Here is a 20,262-nt window from a genome sequence, read left to right as displayed (position 1 = left end):
TATTAATATTTATTGGATGAGTTCCAAGTACACTGAAAAAATAATTTTCAGAGGTATCTATTGATATCACATACTATAACTAGGATTTTGTTATAATGGATATTCACTATGAAATTATAAGAATGTTTTGCATGTTAATTATAATTACTCCTATAATTGCCATTTCTTTTAAAATATTCAATGGCGTAGGTTGGAGATTGTCTATTATAATGGCATTATCGTCATTTATTATGTTCTTTATTTCTAATTTTTTGCGTAGATATTTTGGTTTATATTAATATTTAGTAAATTTATTCTTTTAAAAAGCATTCTCATTCCCTCTCCTTTATAGGGGTATGTTTTTAATATCTTTATGCTTTTATAAAAAGCTCTATACCGCAATAGCCTTTGCCATATTTGAATATCCTAAAAGCATAAAATACTCTCTTAAAGACAAACGTATCAGATTTAAAAATTGACTATTCTAATCTTTGTCATTTAGTCTAACCTCATAATGAAAAGCTTTTGGGAAAACTCTGCCAAAATATAACCATACAAAAATACAGAGGCAGATTTTTCTAAACAATAAAATGAGGGAAACATGACCGAAAAAATTTATCCAATATCAGAAGAGATCAAAAAAAATACTTTACTCGATGAGGAAACTTATCAACAATGGTATCGAGAAAGCATCGATGATCCAGAAAGCTTCTGGGCAAAACATGGTCAACGCATTGAATGGTTTAAAGCTTTTACAAAAGTAAAAAACACTTCTTTTAACGGAGATGTATCGATTCAATGGTATGAAGATGGGATAACAAATGTAGCTTATAATTGCATTGATCGCCACCTGAAAACCCATGGAGACAAAATCGCGCTCATTTGGGAAGGGGATAATCCTTATCATGATAAAAAAATAACCTATAACGAACTTTATGAACACGTTTGTCGTTTTGCTAATCTTTTGAAAAGTCGTGGCATTAAGAAAGGCGATAAAGTAACCATTTATCTCCCCATGATACCCGAAGCAGCCTATGCCATGCTTGCCTGCGCCCGCATTGGAGCCATTCATTCGGTTATTTTTGCAGGCTTTTCTGCTGAAGCAATAGCAGGACGCCTTGTTGACTGTGAATCAACCTTTATGATTACCGCTGATCACGGCTTGCGTGGCGGCAAACGGATTAACTTAAAAGACAACGTTGACCATGCCATTGAGATAGCCGCGCGCCAAAATGTGCATGTGGACCAAGTCATGGTTATACGGCGAACTTGTGGCCCCATTCAATGGGTAGAGGGGCGTGATTTTTGGTACCACGAAGAGATAGCTCATACCCAAAGAGACTGTCCAGCAGAACCCATGAATGCTGAAGATCCACTTTTTATTCTTTATACTTCAGGCTCAACCGGCAAACCCAAAGGTGTTTTGCATACCACAGCAGGCTATCTTATTTTTGCCTCGATAACTCACCAATATGTTTTTGATTACCACCCCGATGAAGTTTACTGGTGCACAGCTGATATTGGTTGGATAACCGGTCATTCTTACTTGGTTTATGGACCTTTATGCAATGGTGCGACCACTTTAATGTTTGAAGGCACACCAACCTTTCCTGACAAAAGCAGATTCTGGGAAATTGTCGACAAGCATCAAGTCAATACACTCTATACCGCACCAACAGCTATCCGCGCCTTAATGGGAGCAGGAAATTCGTTTGTTGAACACTCAGACAGAACATCGTTGCGTCTTTTAGGCACAGTAGGAGAACCTATTAACCCAGAAGCATGGGAATGGTTTTATCATATAATTGGAAATGACCGTTGTCCGATTCTCGATACATGGTGGCAAACAGAAACAGGAGGGCATATGATCACGCCCCTGCCCGGTGCAACCCCCCTCAAAGCAGGATCGGCCACACGTCCTTTCTTTGGTGTTCAACCCCAAATTGTTGATGCCCAAGGCAATGTTTTAGAAGGTGAAGCAGAAGGCAATCTTTGTATCAGTGATTCATGGCCCGGACAAATGCGCACACTTTATAAGAATCATGAACGCTTTATTCAAACTTATTTTTCCTCCTATAAAGGAAAATATTTTTCAGGCGATAGCTGTAAGCGCGATAGTGACGGCTATTATTGGATCACAGGACGGGTTGATGACATACTCAATGTCTCGGGGCACAGGTTAGGAACCGCTGAAATTGAATCAGCCCTTGTTTCTCATCCCTCTGTATCAGAAGCAGCTATTGTGGGTTACCCGCATCCCATTAAAGGACAAGGAATTTATAGTTTTGTGACCCTCATGGAAGGAACAGCGCCAAGTGAAGAATTGCAAAAAGACCTTATCAAGCATGTGAGACAAGAAATAGGTTCTATTGCCATATTGGATAAAATTCAGTTTGCTCCGCAGCTTCCCAAAACACGATCAGGGAAAATTATGAGACGTATTTTACGAAAAATCGCTGAAAACGATTTTGATACTCTCGGAGATATTTCAACCCTTGCCGAACCACAAGTTGTTGAAGATCTGATTGCCAACCGACAAAACTAAAAAACACAACGAAATACAACATACGGTGGTTTTTGTTTTTTGCTAAAATTATCTCAGCATTATTACGAAAACCACCGAGGATAATAAAAAACAAAACAATTCATGAAAAGCTCAATCATTCTAACAACAAACGCTTTTCTTCATGAGAGGTAAGAAATAATTTAAGCCAAAACCTGAGGATTGGGATACGAACAAGAATAAGAAAGTAAGATAAAAAGAGCAATATAGCTTTTTAAAATCACCCAATGTCCACTCAGTGCAAAAAAGCCTCTGAGTAAGAAGGAAAAATAGTTCTGATGTTTATGCTAGAATCACTTTGAAATTCCTGCTAAAATCATAAACAAAGCTAAAAAAAGAAAGTATAAGTGATAATATTCTTGAGCAAAAATATTTATCTATAACGAGGGTGTATAAAAAATATTGAAAACCATGAAATCTAAAATAAGCAAGCTTACAACAAAAATCTAAAGCAATGAAAGTAAGAGTTCTTAGAATAAATGATGCAATATAAAATCAGGAGTAATAATAAAAAGTGATTCATTTTGAAAATGTCGGCCTACGCTATGGAATGGGCCCTGAGGTCCTTCGTGATATTAGCTTTCATATTCCTCCTGGATCATTTCAATTTCTCACAGGTGCCTCTGGAGCAGGGAAAACGTCGCTGATGCGTCTTATGTTTTTGGCACTCAAACCCACCCGCGGTCATATTGATCTCTTTGGAACAGACACAGCATTGCTCAAACGACAAGAGCTCCCTGCGCTACGACAACGTATCGGTGTAGTTTTTCAAGATTTTCGTCTCCTTGATCACATGACCACTTATGAAAATGTTTCCTTGCCTTTACGCATAAAAGGACAAGAAGAAGCAACCTATCGCAGTGAAGTGGAAGATCTTCTCTGTTGGGTAGGTCTGGGAGATCACATTCATGTTTTACCACCGGTTCTTTCCGGCGGAGAAAAACAAAGGGTAGCCATTGCACGCGCGCTCATTGACCAGCCTGAAATCCTCCTTGCGGATGAACCAACAGGAAATGTCGATCCCCCCTTGGCAAAACGCCTACTCCGTTTGTTTATTGAATTAAATCGTTTTGGAACAGCTGTTATCATTGCCACCCATGATATTGCCTTAATGGAACAAGTTGCAGCACGGCGTATGCTTCTCCATAATGGACGGATGACGATTCATGAATAAGTCTTTCCCCATTTTTACAAGTAATAAAAAAAACACAACAGCGATTATTCCCAGTAGCAATATTTCTGGAAAAGCGCTGGTTGCAGTGATTGCAATTATGACATTTCTCTCAAGTCTCACCTTAATCGGTGTTGATTTAGTCCAACATGCCGCCCAAAATTGGAGTAATCAGATTAGCTATGAAGCAACAATACAAATACGCCCCGTTGACAATGTTGATATCAACAAAGCACTCCGTGATGCCGTACAATTGGTTAAAACATTTTCTGGTGTACAAGATGCAAAAATTGTTGACCAAAAAGCTACAGAAAAATTACTAGAGCCATGGCTTGGAACAGGCTTCAATATCAATGAACTTCCCCTTCCCCGCCTCATCATTGTGACTCTGAAAAGAGATGAAAAAATCAATTTTGCTGCCATCAATCATGCCATTAAAACTCAAATTCCAGGCGGTCAATTTGATGATCACCGTGTTTGGGTCCATCGTTTTGCGACCATGGCATACACCACGGTTTTTATCGGTTTTTCAATTTTAGCATTGGTTCTAGGCTCTCTAATCCTCACCATCATTTTTGCCACCCGCAATGCATTGGCAGAAAATACCCATATTATTAATGTGCTATATTTTCTTGGCACTGAAACCCTTTTCATTGCGCGTCAATTTGATTGGCATTTTTTTAAAACGGCACTGCGCGGTGCTTTATATGGTGGTTTCACAAGCATCTTTCTGTTTTCAGCCTTTTGTCTCTGGACAAATTATAACTTGGGAAGAGCAGAAGCCAGCCAAATAACGGCTTTATTAGGACATATTTCCATAAGTTCCGTTCCTTATGGCAAAATCACTCTGCTTATTATTTTCGTTTCTTTTCTCACCACCCTTACAAATCGCATGACTATTTTAGCGCAACTGAAAAAAATCGATCAATGTGAAAACGGTTTATTTTAATTTATGACTCACAACACTTTCAACTCATTGACGCAAAACAATTTAGAACGTCCTCTTCCAAAACGGCCCCACTATAATAGTTGGTCTCCATGGCTTTTATTTCGCTATTTTCCACCAACAACCCTTACTCTTGCAATCACTGTTTTCATTTTCTGGGGCGGTTTTATTATTTTTTCTGAAAAAACCGAACGACTTGTCCCCCCAACGCCTCTCCCCAAAGCGGATGCCATTATCGTGCTTACAGGCGGAGAAAACCGAATAGAGACAGGACTTCATCTCTTACAAAAGGGGCTTGGTTCACGACTCCTCATCAGTGGTGTAAACACCACAACCAACCTGAAGAGTTTCATGCATAACATGCATATTACCCCACGGCTTATCTCCTGTTGTATTGACATTGGGCATCAAGCGATTAACACCAGAGGAAACGCCGAAGAAAGCGCCGCTTGGATCAAAAAGCATCACTATAAAACCCTTTATATCGTCACCCATGATTACCATGTGTGGCGCTCGATGCGTGAACTTAAATATCTCATGCCTGATATCCATTTCATTGCTTATCCTGTGAAGAAGAGCAAAGCTGAAAGCACAATACAACAGATCAGGCAAGCCCGCATTCTCATATTCCAATATATTAAAACACTGCAAGTCTATATCAGAACCGCCTTCTGACCTTTATTCTTGTGACTTTAAACCTTGCCACCCTCTGACTGCTTTACCCTTCTCTCCATACCTTTCCACACGAATTACCGCCATAAAAGCACGCCAGAACTTCTCCCCATACAAAGCACAACGCCCCGATACACGTGTCACTGTCTTGCACATTCACCAAAAAACATCTCTTACATCCCAAACTTGATCTCACAACACGTGATCTATCTAATGCCATCCCCAATATAGAAGACAGCTCTTGTAAATAGAGCCCCTAGACAGCCATAGGATCTACAGACTTGTCATAAAAATCTATTTATACCACTGTCTTACCCTTCATAAAAAATGCAAACCGCCCCACCCTATATTTTGCCGCCTCTCAAGTATTACGATTGCTCTTAAACCTCTTGGGATGATTGGTAAGAGGCATACATTACGCCTTTCTTAAACACGAACATACCAACCTCATATGACATGCAAGGCAGTCATTTTAAAAGCCTAAAAGTAAGAAAATTTATGATCCTTAGAATTCTTGTTCAAGAGAGAGAACGTTAAACAGTCATTATAAATCAATATATTAAAAACAATCTCTTCATTCTACAAAGCGTCTTCATAAAAGCATTTTAGATCACAGATAGGAATAAGTTCAAAACGAACACTGCCACGAACATCCCACACTTTTTATAGCAATATATTTTGCATAAATCATTTCGCTCTCTAAGATCACTTTTTGTCTGGTTTCCTCCCCAAAAAAGAACGAAAATTTTTAAACTCTATCGATCTGTAAACAATAACAATCCAGATTCTTGTCTAACGCGTTCTCCCTGCTCACTTCAATATCAGAACACCTCAAAGGACAGATTTCATGAAAATTGTCATGTCCTCTCAACATCTCAAAGGACGATGATTCCTATCAGCAACGATTTGTAAACAATCCACTTTCTCTGGACAAGTTCCTCTCAGCGTCCCCATTTATATGGTTTACTCACATAAAGCTCGACAAGAAAACCCTGCCTGAGAATATTCATCACTGCCGCTAAAGCTCATGCGTCATAATTTTAGCGACCTCACTGCCTAAGGTGCTTTATCACATATAACATATTGATTTATAATGAAAATTTATTACACTACAACTTGAATGAGAGCTCTCAATATCATCAGATTCTCTCATTTCAAATCTGCTCTCTATTGAATCAATCAAAACCATTTTCTTGCACATCACACAGGACTTGAACATCACAAAGGAAGAGAGCCTGCGCAGCGTAAAACTGTAAAAGAAAGACATGCCTCTTATGGACTTGTCTCAAGTGCCAAGGGCTGTCGCAATACCCACGAGCTGCTAAGGCGTGTAAGAGAGCCAGTTTGTGACAACTCAACACTTTTTTACCGCACAATGGATAATTTAACCTTTTCAGTTTCTCTCACTTCCAATTTTGGAAGGCTGCGCACAATTTTCATAGTTTCTAAACTTACCGTAATAACCCGCTGAAACAATTCCAATGGATAAGCTGGATTACCCACCGTTTCAACAGCATAGCGATTGGCATCATTAACAAGTCCGCTCGCTTTATCCGTTTTGACAACCTGCCGCTCCATAACCCATTCAAGAGCAGGCCTGCCATTGACCACATACTCATAAGCTTCAAGAGGAATATTCTGCATCGTGATATGCGCATTATAAACCACAGTGCTTTTATCAATAGCACCACGCTTACCAGCAAATTTCATCGCCTCAACACGATAAAAACTCTTCTCATCAGAAATCACCCAAGTTCTTGGATCACCCTGTTTATAGGTAACGGAATAGGGTTCAACCTCTTCATAATTCATATGCAAATTACCAAGCTTGCACCCCGCTGTCACAAAAGCCCAAAAATCCTCTACCTTTTTAACTGTTGGAATACGCGGCAATTGTTTAGATAAATTATGCGCATAACGAGCACGATAATCTTCAGAATGCAAAATCCCATAAACATAATAAAACAAATCATCCTTTGTTATCATTTCACCAGGATAAGCTGCCTTAAAATAAGCCAATCCTTCATCCGTAAGAGCATCACGCCGCTGCAGACCAGCTTTTTTGCTTTCCTCTACAAAATTTGCAAACAAATGAACCTGATTCTCCTCCTTTCTCAAGGATGCAATATCTTCATAAACATACCGTGGAAAACATTGACCAGTATCCATTGCATGAAGATTAGATAAATTCTTAGTCATTAGAACAGAAAATCCACTGCTTGCTCCAATTCCCGTAACTTGTATCACCTTATTTTCAGCCGCTTGTTCCAGAGGAAAAATACGTGGCATTTGTAAAACTCTATGGTTAAAAACACGATTGTAATAGAGCCACTGTTGTGTAAAAGGACGATAAAGGCTCTGAGTAATATACGTATCTTTAAATTTAAAAGCCTTTCCCCTTATTAATTCTTCTTTAAGGCTACTACTCCAACTAATCTTTCTAGAATCTGTATTGACAAAATCGTTCACAGCATTTGCACGTGCTTTGCGATCAGAATGTAGATACGCAGCATTAAAACGCTCTACTTCACTGTTATAAAAAGCAATCATATTGCTCATATTCTTTGCTAAAGCTTCACGACTTGAGTTATATGTCCAAGCATCACGACTAGTTTGTATACCGCCAGAAAAATTTTCAAAGAGCCTTTTATCACTGCCTTTCTTGTCACCTAAGGCTAGAAATTTTTCAAAATCATTATTGCGCTGATTCAGCCAATCGCCATGCTCATCAGGTGTAATCATCTGCCAGCTGTGTTCACGTGTGACACCACCAATACTCCCCAACCTCTGAAGTTCACGGAGCTTTTCTTTTGCTGTGAGATAATCTCCAATATCACGAAAATATATTTTCCCATGCTGTTGTGCATCTGGATTTTTAACCAAAATGGAAATCGCAATAGGTGCGCGAGACCCAGAACCAAAAATCTTTCCCCCCTCCTTTCGAGAGAGTTCTCCAGAAGTTCTTTGATTCCCCCGCAAATGGAAAATATAAAGGCTGCTAAATTCCTCGATTAAACATTTTCGTAAACCATCCGTAGAGTGACTACTGATAAAACCTGCATTTGTTACAAAGCCAATAACACCACAGTCTTTTATGCGATCACTTGCCCACCGAATGGCACGAATATAACTGTCATAAAGCCCATTAACATTGCTCGCTTTGGATTGAGCGGTATAGGTTTCACGAATGCGACGATCCAATTTAGGATAACCAATATTTTTCGCATTATCATTTTCACTTTTTTGCCCCGAAGAATAAGGGGGATTGCCAACAATAACACGAATATCCAGTTCCTTCTGGTGCGCCCGACGTGTACTGTTATCCACCAGCAAATCACTGATCAGGTCTTTTTCTTGCTCATAAAGCTGGAATGTATCGGTTAAACAAATTCCCTCAAAAGGAATATAATCGCCCCCCATCAGACCATGATAAGTTGTCTCAATATTAATGGCTGCAATATAATAGGCTAAAAGAACGATTTCATTGGCATGAATTTCATGACAAAATTTATGCTTCATCTCTTCTGGTTTTATCAAACCCGATTGTAAAAGCCGCGTGATAAAAGTACCCGTTCCAGTAAAAGGATCCATGATGTGCACACCCGATGAGCCAAGCGTTTGCCCAAATTCTTGCTCTAAGACATCATTGACAGAGTGCAAAATAAAATCCACAACCTCGACGGGGGTATAAACAATGCCTAGTTTTTCTACAGTGCGTGGAAAAGCGTAACGAAAAAACTTATCATAAAGCTCTACAATCAACCTCTGTTTTGCTTTTGGGTCCGTAATGCCACTGGCTCGTAATTTTACACTTGCATAAAATTTCTCAAGATCTTTAGATTCCTTATCAAGATTCGCCTCATCAAGCACATCAAGCATACGCTGCATAGCACACGAGACAGGGTTCTCACGTGTGAACTGATACCCCTCAAATAACACCTGAAAGACAGGACGCGTAATAATATGCTGTGCCAACATCTCAATCGCATCAGCTTCTGTAACAGCATTATTTAAATCATCACGCAGTTCTGCCACAAACCTGTCAAAGGCTTGACGCGCCTCAGTATCTGGCTTTGCCAGAATACCTGTTAAGCGTGCAATATGATTCTTAGCAATTTCCGCAATATTGCTCGCCCAATCCTCCCAATAATCTCGTGTCCCACACTTTTTGACAATCTTTGCCATGATGGCACGCGAAATCTCATCCACAGGGAAAGCAAGCTCCCCTTGTTCATCTGTAAAAAGGACATCACGCTCCGCTGTACCAATGCCCAATCGTGCTGGTTGTGCGCGTAGTGGAAGATTGTCTACAACAGCCGTAATAGCCTTTAATTCAGTGCTCTGTGTGACACCAATAATCTCAATCACATTGCTAATATCTTGCCCGAGGGATGCCTTATTAATCGTTGCATCAAAACGATCATCATGTGCACGCAAAGCATTTAAAATTTGCCAGATAACCCGATATTTATCATTGTTGTTCAAAGCCTGTTCCGCTGGAGTATCAAGAGGAATACCAATTGGCAAAATGACATATCCCATCTTTTTACCCTCAGAGCGACGCATCACCCGCCCAACCGCTTGCACAACATCAATCTGGCTCTTGCGTGGATTTAAAAACATGATCGCATCAAGAGCCGGAACATCCACCCCCTCAGACAAACACCTTGCATTGGTTAAAATACGACAAATATCATCCCCACTATCAGCTTTCAGCCAATCAAGTAATGCACCACGATCCTTTGCATTGAAAGTGCCATCAACATGCTCAATTTCACACTTCAGAAAATGTTCATTTTCTGTATCCTCTTTCGTATAATCAAGATATTCTCTAACAACCGCAGAAAACTCATCACGAACGAGTTTAGAACTTTGAATAGTTTTACAAAACGCTAAAGCACGATGCATAGGATATGAATCCGTACCAACATCGGCCTTCATATTTTGTTTTGTCAAAGCCTTATAACAGCCAATAATCTTCGTTGCATCATCAAGAATAAGCTCAGAATCGCTATCACTAAGGCGCTTCTGAACAGCGGAACTGACCAATTTTTCATCCATTGCTAAGACAATAACCTTATAATCTGTTAAAAGATCATTTTGTACTGCCCATGAAAAACCCCGATAAAAAAGTGTTTTACCAAAAAGCTTTTCATCATCCATCGAAGCAAGAACAGCATTAACTTCATTCGCGCGACTTTTTGCGTTATCACCAAAAATACGTGGTGTCGCTGTCATATAAAGGCGCTTCTTGGCGCGAATAACATCATTGGAATGCACCTTAACAAAATTGGATTCATCCTCTCCCACCAGCGTTGCCCCTGTTGTACGGTGCGCTTCATCACAAATGATAAGATCAAATGTTGGCAAACCATAGTTTTTCTGAGCATCAGCAATCACCTGAATGGATTGATAGGTTGCAAACACAACGGTCATCTTATCTGCAACACTCTTCCCCACCTGATCTGCAAGTTTAGCCGCATTAGTTGTCGCCGGAAAAGCAAGATCAAACACATCAATTTCAGCAACATCATCACTATTTTTACGACGCTTTCCCACTTGTGTATCAGAACAGACAGCAAAGGATCTCAATCCAATTCCTGCATCCGTTGTCCATTCACGCACCGTCTGTGACATCAGCGCCAAAGAAGGAACAAGAAACAAAACAAACTTGCCTTCACCTGCCAAATCCTCAGCAATTTTAAGACTGGTAAATGTCTTACCAGTCCCACAAGCCATAATGAGCTTACCCCGATCTGCTTGAGCAAGCCCAGCACGCACATCACGCAATGCCTCCAGCTGATGTGGACGCAGCTTCTTTTTATCCTCCAAAACAACTTTGCCCTGGGCTGCAAAAGTTTCCCAACGGATCGGACTTTGTTGTATATCGGAAAGATTAATCCGTATAACAGGAATATCCTGCCCCCGTATCATTATTTCAGCGTTATCACTCCAAGCACGTTCAGTACTATCTATAATAACACGCCGCTTGAACGGAGCTTTTCCTGATGCCGAAATAAAACTATCAATATCTGCTTTTCTAATTCGATATGCTGCATCATAAAATTTACATTGGATTGCTGCAAACCCCTCTTCATCACGCATCTTTGCCACAAGATCAATACCAGTATCCCGACCATCCCAACCATTTTCATGCGCCCAATCTTTAAAGGTTTGAACTTTTTCATAACACCCAAACTGAAGAGGATCATGTGTCAGATAAGCAAGAGCAAAACGCTCAAAATACGTTCCTTTATCTCGTTCGGTACGCGCTTGATCACGATAGGTCTGTAAAAGCGATTGCAGCGTCATGCTTCCACCCCAATGAAAAATACCTTCAACTATCGAATCTAAACCAATTCGTCAATGCCTCTTGTTCTACCCAAAAAACTTAAAAAAAGCTTAAAATTGCTTGATTTTAAAACATTTCTTCTATGTTTAATTAAACCAACAAGAGAAAATCTTTTGATCCTTTTGAGTATCCCCCAAATCATATGATGCATTTACTGATGTCTATATCCCTATGGAAATAAACGGTAAGGCGTGATGATTTTGAAAATATTTTTTGCCTTTTGTAAGAATACAAAATAAAGTGCACAATAATTTTAGGATTTAGCTTAAGAATGAGAGGGGGGAAATGGATACGACACCTGCGAACACACAAGACACCAAGGAAGAAACTCCACACACAAAACAGCGCATTTTACGAACGATCATGCATATAATTTCCCTATAATATGCAAAATATTAGTCGTGATATTCAAAATATTGATTTTTGAAATATTTCTTTGCCTTTTGTTCTTTCGTAGACTAATTATTCGCTTCTTATACTTTATAGCGGGTGGTTTTAGAATTCTTTTTTATCTGTATCGGACTTGTAGCAGGAGGAAGAATACCATACCAACTAGACATACCATTGCTCATCACTAGCGCCATTATGTTCTTTAGCAACATAACTGCAGCTTGGTATTACGATGTTCTCTTACTTCATCTCACACCTGCTGAATATGAGCTTATTCTTTTTCAATAAATGAAAGCCCCTTTCATTCATACATCATTCAACATAAGAAGCCATCCGCCTCTCAAACTTTTTGTCGTCCTCACCAAACTCATGAAATCAAACCCGCATCTCACGGTATTAGTTCTTAAGATCACGCCCCCTACCGAGTATCTGACGGCATCCTTACCCTAGAAACTCAAATGGCTTGTTTATCCTTCAGCTCCAAAATCATGAGATATGGCAGAAAAAAGCGATGCCTTAAACAAAATATTCTAAAGAAGCTAAGCTACTCGTATAAAGGAACAGAAAATGGCTGTGTCTTAGATCACATTTTAAAACTTAAGCACGATCATAATTTATTTGCATAAACCTAAACACCTATAATTTGCACCACCCTCTGCAAAACTAGAAGTGAGAAATCCTCATAACCTCTTTTCCGAAAATCTTAAAAATACTAAACGAAACCTCTTAAACTGCTCAGCTATCTCGATACCAGTTCATTTTTTTGGAAGAACGGAGGTTTAAGCTGTTTTTGGCATCAACCTTCTTTTTTGTTCTTTTGTTTGTTAGCAGATATACTATTCATTTCCCCCGCCTCTTTTTAAATTAAATCTTAAGAATCGTCGCACCATATATTTCATTTGTCCTCCTCTTCACATTTCAGAAGAGGAGGGTTTTTAACAAAATTCAGTCTGCAAGCAATCTCGTTTTAACGGGTTCCATTTAACTTCTCCTTAATAGGATTTACTTCCATAAGACTCGACAAGAAAGATTTAAAATATTCATCATGCATTCTCAAAACATTTAATGCCTCAAGAAGGCTTATATGCCTACCATATCTCACATGATGTGGTGCGCTATAAAACGCTTACCTCTAGTGATACGCTCCACTTAATGAACAAAGCGTTTTCTAAAATAGAGCAGCAAATAATACTAAACTTTTCCCATTCATTTTTTGCTTCATAAACGCTTCATCTAAGTATAAAGCATCTCCACAAACATGCCCAAATTAATAAAGCTTAATCGCGTGAAAGAGCGACAACAGGGTCAAGCCGTGAAGCTTGCCGCGCTGGAGAAAAGCCAAAACATATTCCTATGAGGGTTGAAAAAGTAAGAGACATAATGATCGATTCAATAGTATAAACCAAATGGATAGGTGCCTTAAACAGAAGAAACAAGCCACCGATAGAAAGTCCAAGCAAGATTCCCAAACCACCACCAATCACACAAACCAAAATCGCCTCAATGAGAAATTGCTGTAAAATATCACTTTGTCGTGCACCAACTGCCATACGCACGCCGATTTCATTGATCCGCTCAGAAACAGTGACCAACATAATATTCATCACCCCTATACCCCCCACAACCAGGGAAATAGCTGCAATTGAAGAAATTAAAAGTGTTAAAATATTTGTACTCTCCATGATACGTTCACGGAAAAATTCAGAATTTCTAATGAAAAAATCCTCCCCGCCATGCCGCATAATGAGAAAACGTTTTATCATAGTCTCCGCTAAATGTGAATCAATATCATCAGCAATCCTAACGGTAATTGCACGAACTTCTGTTGTACCAAGAAAACGCGTCTGCACTGTTGTATAGGGTAAATAAAGCTGTAAGGTATTTGATGTATCTCCACTTGCATTATTTTGCGAATCAACAACACCAATAATACGCGCTGGAACATTACCCACATGCACCACCTTTCCAAGGGGGCTTTCATGGCTATGGGGGAAAAGAACAGACAACGCTTCTTTCTCGATCACGAGATCAACCGCCCGATCATGGACACTCTTGTGATCAAAAAACTGTCCTTTGAAAACTTTGAGCCCCTGTGTCTGAAAAAATTGTTCTCCCACCCCCGCAATGACAGCATTGACTTCAACTGCACCAAAACGTACTTTCGAGCTTGCTGAAATCTGTGGTGTTACACCAGAAACATAAGGTAATCCAGATAAAGCTTCTGCATCAGCTTCAACCAAACTGGTTATTTTTTCTGCTTGTGGATCAGAAAAACTTTTGCCAGGAAAAATGGTTAATGTATTAGCACCTAAACTTTTAAAATTTTCCAGAATTTTCTCTCGTGTACCATTCCCTAAAGCTACCATAGCAATAATCGCCCCAATACCGATAATCACCCCAAGCATTGTTAGAAAAGTCCGCATGCGATGTGCATTCATGGCCAACAAAGCCATCACAAACGCCTCACGGAATCGCTCAACAAAAGAACGAAAAAAGCCCAGTTTTTGTTGGCCTTTTAGATTTTGTTGTTCCTGAAGAGATTTTCTACCAACTTTTGTTTTTCCAACCCTTGACCGCTTATCAGCAATAATTTCCCCATCACTGATTTCGATAATACGCTCTGCTCTTTCAGCTACCTGCATATCATGGGTTACAATGATAATAGTACGCCCTTCTTGATGAAGTTCATCCAAAATATGCAATACTTCTTGCCCACTCTTTTTGTCCAATGCACCAGTTGGTTCATCTGCAAGAATGACCTCCGCATTATTCATGAGCGCCCGAGCAATAGAAACACGTTGTTGCTGACCACCAGAAAGCTGATTTGGACGATGATTTATCCGATCACCCATGCCCAAACGCGTTAAAAGATCCTGTGCCCGCTGTTTCCTTGCTTCCACAGCACATCCTGCATAAATAGCCGGAATTTCAACATTACCAAGAGCTGTCAGTTCATTCAACAAATGGTAACGCTGAAAAATAAAACCAAAATGATTACGTCGCAAAGCCGACAATTCATCCGCAGAAAGGGAAGCTGTTTCTTTACCAGAGATCCAATAACGGCCAGAAGTTGGACGGTCAAGACAGCCTAAAATATTCATCAAGGTAGATTTACCTGAACCGGAAGCACCTACAATTGCCACCATTTCACCACGTTTAATGGTAAGATTGATGTTTTTCAAAACGGTAACAAACGCTTCGCCGGCAGGAAATTTGCGCACAATATTTTCCAAGACGAAGACGGCATCTGCTTGATTTGTGCTCATGCTTTAACTCTCGTCTTCGCTATGCATGTTAGAAGACTCTGGCATCACTCCATCAGACGAACTGGTGACGACGACATCACCCTCGTTAAGTCCTGAAACAATCTCTGCCATAACCTTATTATTCAACCCAACGCTCACCTGTTTAGTAACCACCTTATTTTCCCCCACTAAAACAGAAACCCATGCTTTACGCTCTCTTGTCTCATCGCGTAAAGCATCACTTGGAACCAACAAGACATTCTGCGCGCGCCCTAAGATAATATGAACTTGAGCAGTCATATAGGTTCGCAAAAAATTATCTGCATTATCAACATGTAGAATTCCATTGTAATAGATCGCTGATGATATTAAAGCACTAGAACCACTCACCATACCAGGATTAATACTCACATCAGCACGAATTGCTTCAGGAGCCGGCTCTACTTTTTCTAAAACGCCTTCATAACGACGCTGTGAATTACCTAAAACTGTAAAATAAAGTGGTTGTCCAGCTCGGACTTTAAGAATATCTGCTTCTGAGATTTGCGCCTTGATCGTCATCTTTGATAAATCACCCAAAATAACAATTGTTGGCGCCGACTGAACCGCATTCACATTCTGCCCTTCTTCCACAACTGTTGCCAAAACCGTTCCTGCTGAAGGGGCAGTGATGCGTGTATAACCTAAATTAACCTCTGCACTCTCCACATCAATTTGTGCTTGCACAATCTGTTGACGAAGTTGTTCAATTTGCGCCTCGCGTATTTTCACCTGTGTCGCAGCCTCATCGAGGTTCGCCCGTGAAATCGCTCGTGTTTCGATCATTTTTTTCTGACGCTCTAAATTTTTTTGTGCAAGAGAAAGATAGGCTTCTTGTTCTACCAAACTCGCATAATAATGCGATAATGCTGCTTTTTTTCTTTTTAAATCATTTTCCTGATCTGTAGGATCAATTTCTGCCAAGAGATCGCCTTCTTTCACAACACTCCCAGGGGAAACATGCATTGACACCACACGCCCTGTTGCTCGCGCACCAACAGCCACCAACCGGTAAGGACGTACAAGACCAGAAGCTAAAACACTTTCCTCAATATCCCCACGTTTCACCACCGCGGTTATATAAGTTGGAGTAGATGTTCCAAAAAAAACAGAACGTAACCATAACAACAAGAAAATGAGAAATATAGCAGTTAAAAAGAAGGAAAGTTTTTTGTGTTTTGTAATGAAATTTTTGAGTAAGTTTTTTTTCATTTCCCTACCTTTGCACGCGAACGAGGTGCATTATCAACGACTTCTGGACGCGATACATCAACAACGCCATCCCAGCCCCCCCCCAACGCTTTCATCAACGTGATATATTGCGTAACCAAAGAAACACGGCTATCTTTAAGCGCCATTTGTGCAGAATAATAAGAGCGATCAGCATTTAACAATTCAAGAAAACTAGTATTTCCATTCTCAAAAAGGCTCCGTGAAAGTTTTAAGGAATGAAGAGAAGCTTTATTCGCAACGATTAACTTTTCTAAGCGTTGATGTTCCTTCGTCAATCTTACAAGGGCATTTTCTACATCTTCTAAAGCCTCCAACACAGCAGCTCGATAAGTAATAAAAGCTTGATCACGCTGCGCGCGCGCTACCGCAATAGAAGCCTCGACCTGACCTCCATTAAAAAGAGGAAAACGAAGACCAGGTCCAAAAGACCAGCCAATCGTTGAATTTTTCCATAACTGATCAATTGCCGTTGCTGCTGTCGAAATATTACCTGTTAAAGTAAGTGATGGATAACGATCTGCTTCACGTTGACCAATCCGTGCTGTCGCTTGCGCATATTGACGCTCTGCCCGTCGTAAATCTGGACGTGTTAACAAAATATCGGCTGGAATTCCTGCTGGTATCGGCCAGCGTGGTTGTGGAATCTTTGCATGCTTAGCATTTTTTTGTAAAAGATCCTTCAATGCCGTAGGCACACGACCAGTTAAGACAGAAAGGCGATGAACGCTCATTGCTAAATTCGCTTCCATCTGTGATATATCTGCTTCTGTATTTGCCATTTGTGCTTGCGCATTTGAAACATCAAGCTCAGAAACATCACCAGCTGTTAATCTAGCGCGCATCAATTCATAAGTTTTACGTTGTGATACAGCAATTTGCCGCACAATAAACAACTTTTGTTGCCAACCACGCATTTGCACATAATTTGTTGCCACATCTCCTAGTAATGTCACCATGGTAGCGCGCATATCTTCCACAGCCGCATCAAGGCCATAACGCGCTGCTTCAACCGCACGTTTATGCCCACCAAAAAAATCAAGCTCCCAGCTTGCATCAAAACCACTACTATACTGGTTGAATAATGCATCAGACTGTCCAGAACGACTACGGGTTCCTGAAATTGAATTGGACACATTTGGCAAAAGAGTTCCCACAACCTGTCCTAAACCCGCACGCGCCTCACGTACCCGAGCTTTAGCAACAGCAACATTATTATTTCCAGAAATCGCGTAATCCATTAACGCATCTAGAACAGGATCATTCAAATGCCGCCACCATCCGGCAAGCGCAACGGACTGCCCTGCAGTCTGTGCAGATTTTTCTCCCCAAACTGCTGGAACACGAAAAGATGTTTTCTGGTAATTAGGACCAACCATACATCCTGACAAAAGCAAACACAACAAGACACTAAAAAATAATCCACGAGAAGCGCCCCATTTGAGATTTCTGATATACATCCAGTCTCCCGCATTCTTTCAGAATCATTATTTAATATTAATACTTTATTTACCTCTTATTTCAAACTTGACGTGAAAAATCAAATACAGTTTGCACAGGAATATGATCTGAAGGACGTTCCCATCCGCGCGCATCACGAAAAATCGAAAGATCTACAACAAAAGGGGCTAAATCTTGAGAAGACCAAACATGGTCAAGCCGCCGTCCATAATCGGTAAATGCCCAATCGCGAGCACGATAACTCCACCATGTGTAAAGCTTAGTAGGAACAGGAATATGCAACCGCATCAGATCAACCCATCCACCTTGACAACACAAATCCTGCAAACGCTCGGTTTCAATGGGAGTATGGCTTACAACCTTCAACAATTGTTGATGAGACCAAACATCCTCTGCCAAAGGAGCAATATTTAAATCGCCCACCAAAAGAGAAGAAAGACCATCGCCTTGGTCCGCACGAATGGAGGACATTTCTTCTAAAAAATCAAGCTTATGACGAAACTTTTCATTCACATCAGCATTAGGGATATCTCCCCCAGCAGGAACATAAAAATTATGAATCCGCAAGCTTCTCCCATGGGCTTCCACAATAACTGAGATATAACGGCAATCTTGGTTTTGACAAAAAAAACGTTTTTCTACCTTTTTAAAAGGCAAACGAGAAACAATAGCCACCCCATTATAAGATTTTTGTCCACTCAATGCGATATGCTTATAACCCGCTGCTTCAAAAGCCTCCACTGGAAATAAAGCATCTGGACATTTTGTTTCCTGTAGACACAATACATCTGCGGAAAAGAGTTCCAAATACTGAAAAACCTGTGCAAGACGCAAACGAATAGAATTAATATTCCAAGTCGCAATACGAAAGAACATTTGTTTTAATCCCAATGACGTAACACTCTTTCTTCATTTCTTCGAAGGAAGTGTGAACATCCCATTAGCGAACCGGACGTCTGTCCGCACATTCATAATCTGCACAGTAGTTTCCAAATTTTGTTGGTCAACAATTGTCCACTGTCGCAAAGCAGAGCCTTTAGAATCAAAAACCATCCTTATTTGCCCTGCCCCAATCGTCTGATCACGCAAAACAATCGTCACGGCCCCAGGATCTTCGCGAAAGGCCAACAAACGCCCAGAAGATACATCAATTTTATCATCCAACAGAAATTTCATTGGCGTTTGCGAAAGTTGTGAAAAGTTCCAAGTATTCAAAGCTCGATTGTTAATGCCCACAAATTGACCATCTGCAATAATCTGTAAAGGCATTTTCTTGTAAATAAAACGAATTTTCCCTGGACGCTCTAGATAAAACGTTCCTTGAGTCATCTTTCCCTTTGGACTAAATTGAATAAAATCACCTGTCATTGTTTTGATTGCCGCAAAATGGTTCACAACATTCTGCGCCTTTGCCACTTTATTAGAGGCTTGCGAAAAAGCAGGAAAAGTTAAACACCAAAAGACAATAATCCCCACAAACCCAAAGACTCTTCTTTGCGACAAAAAAGACGTTTTCATAAAAAATGCTCCCAAGCAATACTTAATTGGCTTTATAATTCATAACTTAAGTAATCAACGACGAATAAATACCCTTCTTTATAAGATAAAGATATTGTTTGAAAAAAATATCAAAAGATTTTTAAAAGTATTCTTCTTCGACAATCTCCAAAACTTTTCGCTTACCCATATCATTCGCTGGACTAATAATGATGCCTTCTTCTTCTATCCTTTCGATCAATGTGGCGGTGCGGTTATAACCAATGCCTAAACGACATTGAATATAAGAAGTTGAAGCCTTACGATCACGAAGCATAATAGCAACAGCTTGACAATAGGAATCATCTGCTAAAGAAAAAGCTAAAGAAACATCCTTTTTTATTTCTTGCGATATCGTTTCCAAATAATCAGTCTGCGTTTAAGTTTCCGAAAGCATCCAATTTTCCCGCTTTTCTAAACGCATAATATATTCTTTTCCACCCCTAATCTATGAAGCAACATAAATTATAGTCAAGACATAATGGATTAAGGACTAAACATATTACTCGCAAACCTGAAAGCTCTTTTAAGTATCAAAAATACTTTTTTGACTTCCTTCTCGCCCAAAAGAATAAAAAATTTCATCAGAACCGCTCTGTAAACAGTTTGGAGTTTAGCAAATTTCACTTAGCTTCCCACCCCATATAATTCATTTATATTAAAACTCGAGAGATCAGC

11 protein-coding genes and 1 pseudogene are annotated in these 20,262 nt (G+C 39.9%); 4 read left to right on the top strand and 8 right to left on the bottom strand.

Features of this window, described 5'->3' with window-relative positions; translation table 11 throughout:
• The first annotated feature begins 580 nt into the window (after positions 1-580).
• From acs to ACFINA_RS02505, 4 genes are all read left to right on the top strand, one after another.
• Complete coding sequence (gene acs, locus ACFINA_RS02520) at positions 581-2,524, top strand: acetate--CoA ligase (RefSeq protein ID WP_375615014.1); 1,944 nt, start codon at positions 581-583, stop codon at positions 2,522-2,524.
• Positions 2,525-3,056: 532 nt separating this feature from the next.
• Positions 3,057-3,716 carry a cell division ATP-binding protein FtsE gene (gene ftsE, locus ACFINA_RS02515; RefSeq protein WP_273723097.1) on the top strand — a complete coding sequence of 220 codons (660 nt, stop codon included), beginning with the start codon at positions 3,057-3,059 and terminating at the stop codon, positions 3,714-3,716.
• Positions 3,709-4,662: a cell division protein FtsX gene (locus ACFINA_RS02510; protein ID WP_375606593.1), complete on the top strand. Its 954-nt coding sequence runs from the start codon at positions 3,709-3,711 to the stop codon at positions 4,660-4,662. Before ftsE ends, ACFINA_RS02510 begins: the two co-directional genes overlap by 8 nt.
• 3 nt (positions 4,663-4,665) lie before the next feature.
• On the top strand, positions 4,666-5,334 hold the full coding sequence (locus ACFINA_RS02505; protein WP_375606594.1) for a YdcF family protein: 669 nt from the start codon (positions 4,666-4,668) through the stop codon (positions 5,332-5,334).
• 3 nt (positions 5,335-5,337) lie between these two features.
• Here ACFINA_RS02505 and ACFINA_RS02500 read toward each other — a convergent pair whose 3' ends face one another.
• The 8 genes and pseudogenes from ACFINA_RS02500 to ACFINA_RS02465 form a co-directional block, all read right to left on the bottom strand.
• A complete protein-coding gene (locus ACFINA_RS02500; RefSeq protein WP_375614523.1) occupies positions 5,338-5,475 on the bottom strand; it encodes a hypothetical protein in 138 nt (45 codons plus the stop codon).
• Between the two features lie 1,221 nt (positions 5,476-6,696).
• Positions 6,697-11,643, bottom strand: coding sequence for a DEAD/DEAH box helicase (locus ACFINA_RS02495; protein ID WP_375615013.1), 4,947 nt, complete (start codon positions 11,641-11,643; stop codon positions 6,697-6,699).
• Positions 11,644-13,350: 1,707 nt separating this feature from the next.
• Positions 13,351-15,339, bottom strand: a complete 1,989-nt coding sequence (locus ACFINA_RS02490) for a MacB family efflux pump subunit (RefSeq protein WP_375606597.1) — start codon at positions 15,337-15,339, stop codon at positions 13,351-13,353.
• A gap of 3 nt (positions 15,340-15,342) precedes the next feature.
• The gene (locus ACFINA_RS02485) at positions 15,343-16,569 is read right to left on the bottom strand and encodes an efflux RND transporter periplasmic adaptor subunit (protein ID WP_375606598.1); all 1,227 of its coding nucleotides are present in this window, start codon (positions 16,567-16,569) and stop codon (positions 15,343-15,345) included.
• The gene (locus ACFINA_RS02480) at positions 16,566-18,047 is read right to left on the bottom strand and encodes an efflux transporter outer membrane subunit (RefSeq protein ID WP_375615012.1); all 1,482 of its coding nucleotides are present in this window, start codon (positions 18,045-18,047) and stop codon (positions 16,566-16,568) included. The genes ACFINA_RS02485 and ACFINA_RS02480 overlap by 4 nt, the downstream gene beginning before the upstream one ends.
• Before the next feature lie 61 nt (positions 18,048-18,108).
• Positions 18,109-18,924 carry an exodeoxyribonuclease III gene (locus ACFINA_RS02475; RefSeq protein WP_375606600.1) on the bottom strand — a complete coding sequence of 272 codons (816 nt, stop codon included), beginning with the start codon at positions 18,922-18,924 and terminating at the stop codon, positions 18,109-18,111.
• A gap of 33 nt (positions 18,925-18,957) precedes the next feature.
• Entirely contained in the window at positions 18,958-19,566 is a 609-nt protein-coding gene (locus ACFINA_RS02470; protein WP_375606601.1) for an outer membrane lipoprotein carrier protein LolA, read from the bottom strand.
• A 121-nt stretch (positions 19,567-19,687) separates the two neighbouring features.
• Positions 19,688-19,954, bottom strand: a pseudogene (locus tag ACFINA_RS02465) (DNA translocase FtsK); the annotation flags it as partial.
• Between the last annotated feature and the right edge of the window lie 308 nt (positions 19,955-20,262).

This window comes from Bartonella sp. AC10YNML (assembly GCF_042196825.1).
Classification (GTDB): Bacteria; Pseudomonadota; Alphaproteobacteria; order Rhizobiales; family Rhizobiaceae; genus Bartonella.
Note: the sequence above shows the minus strand (reverse complement) of the source record. Positions and strands in the feature narration are given on the sequence as shown.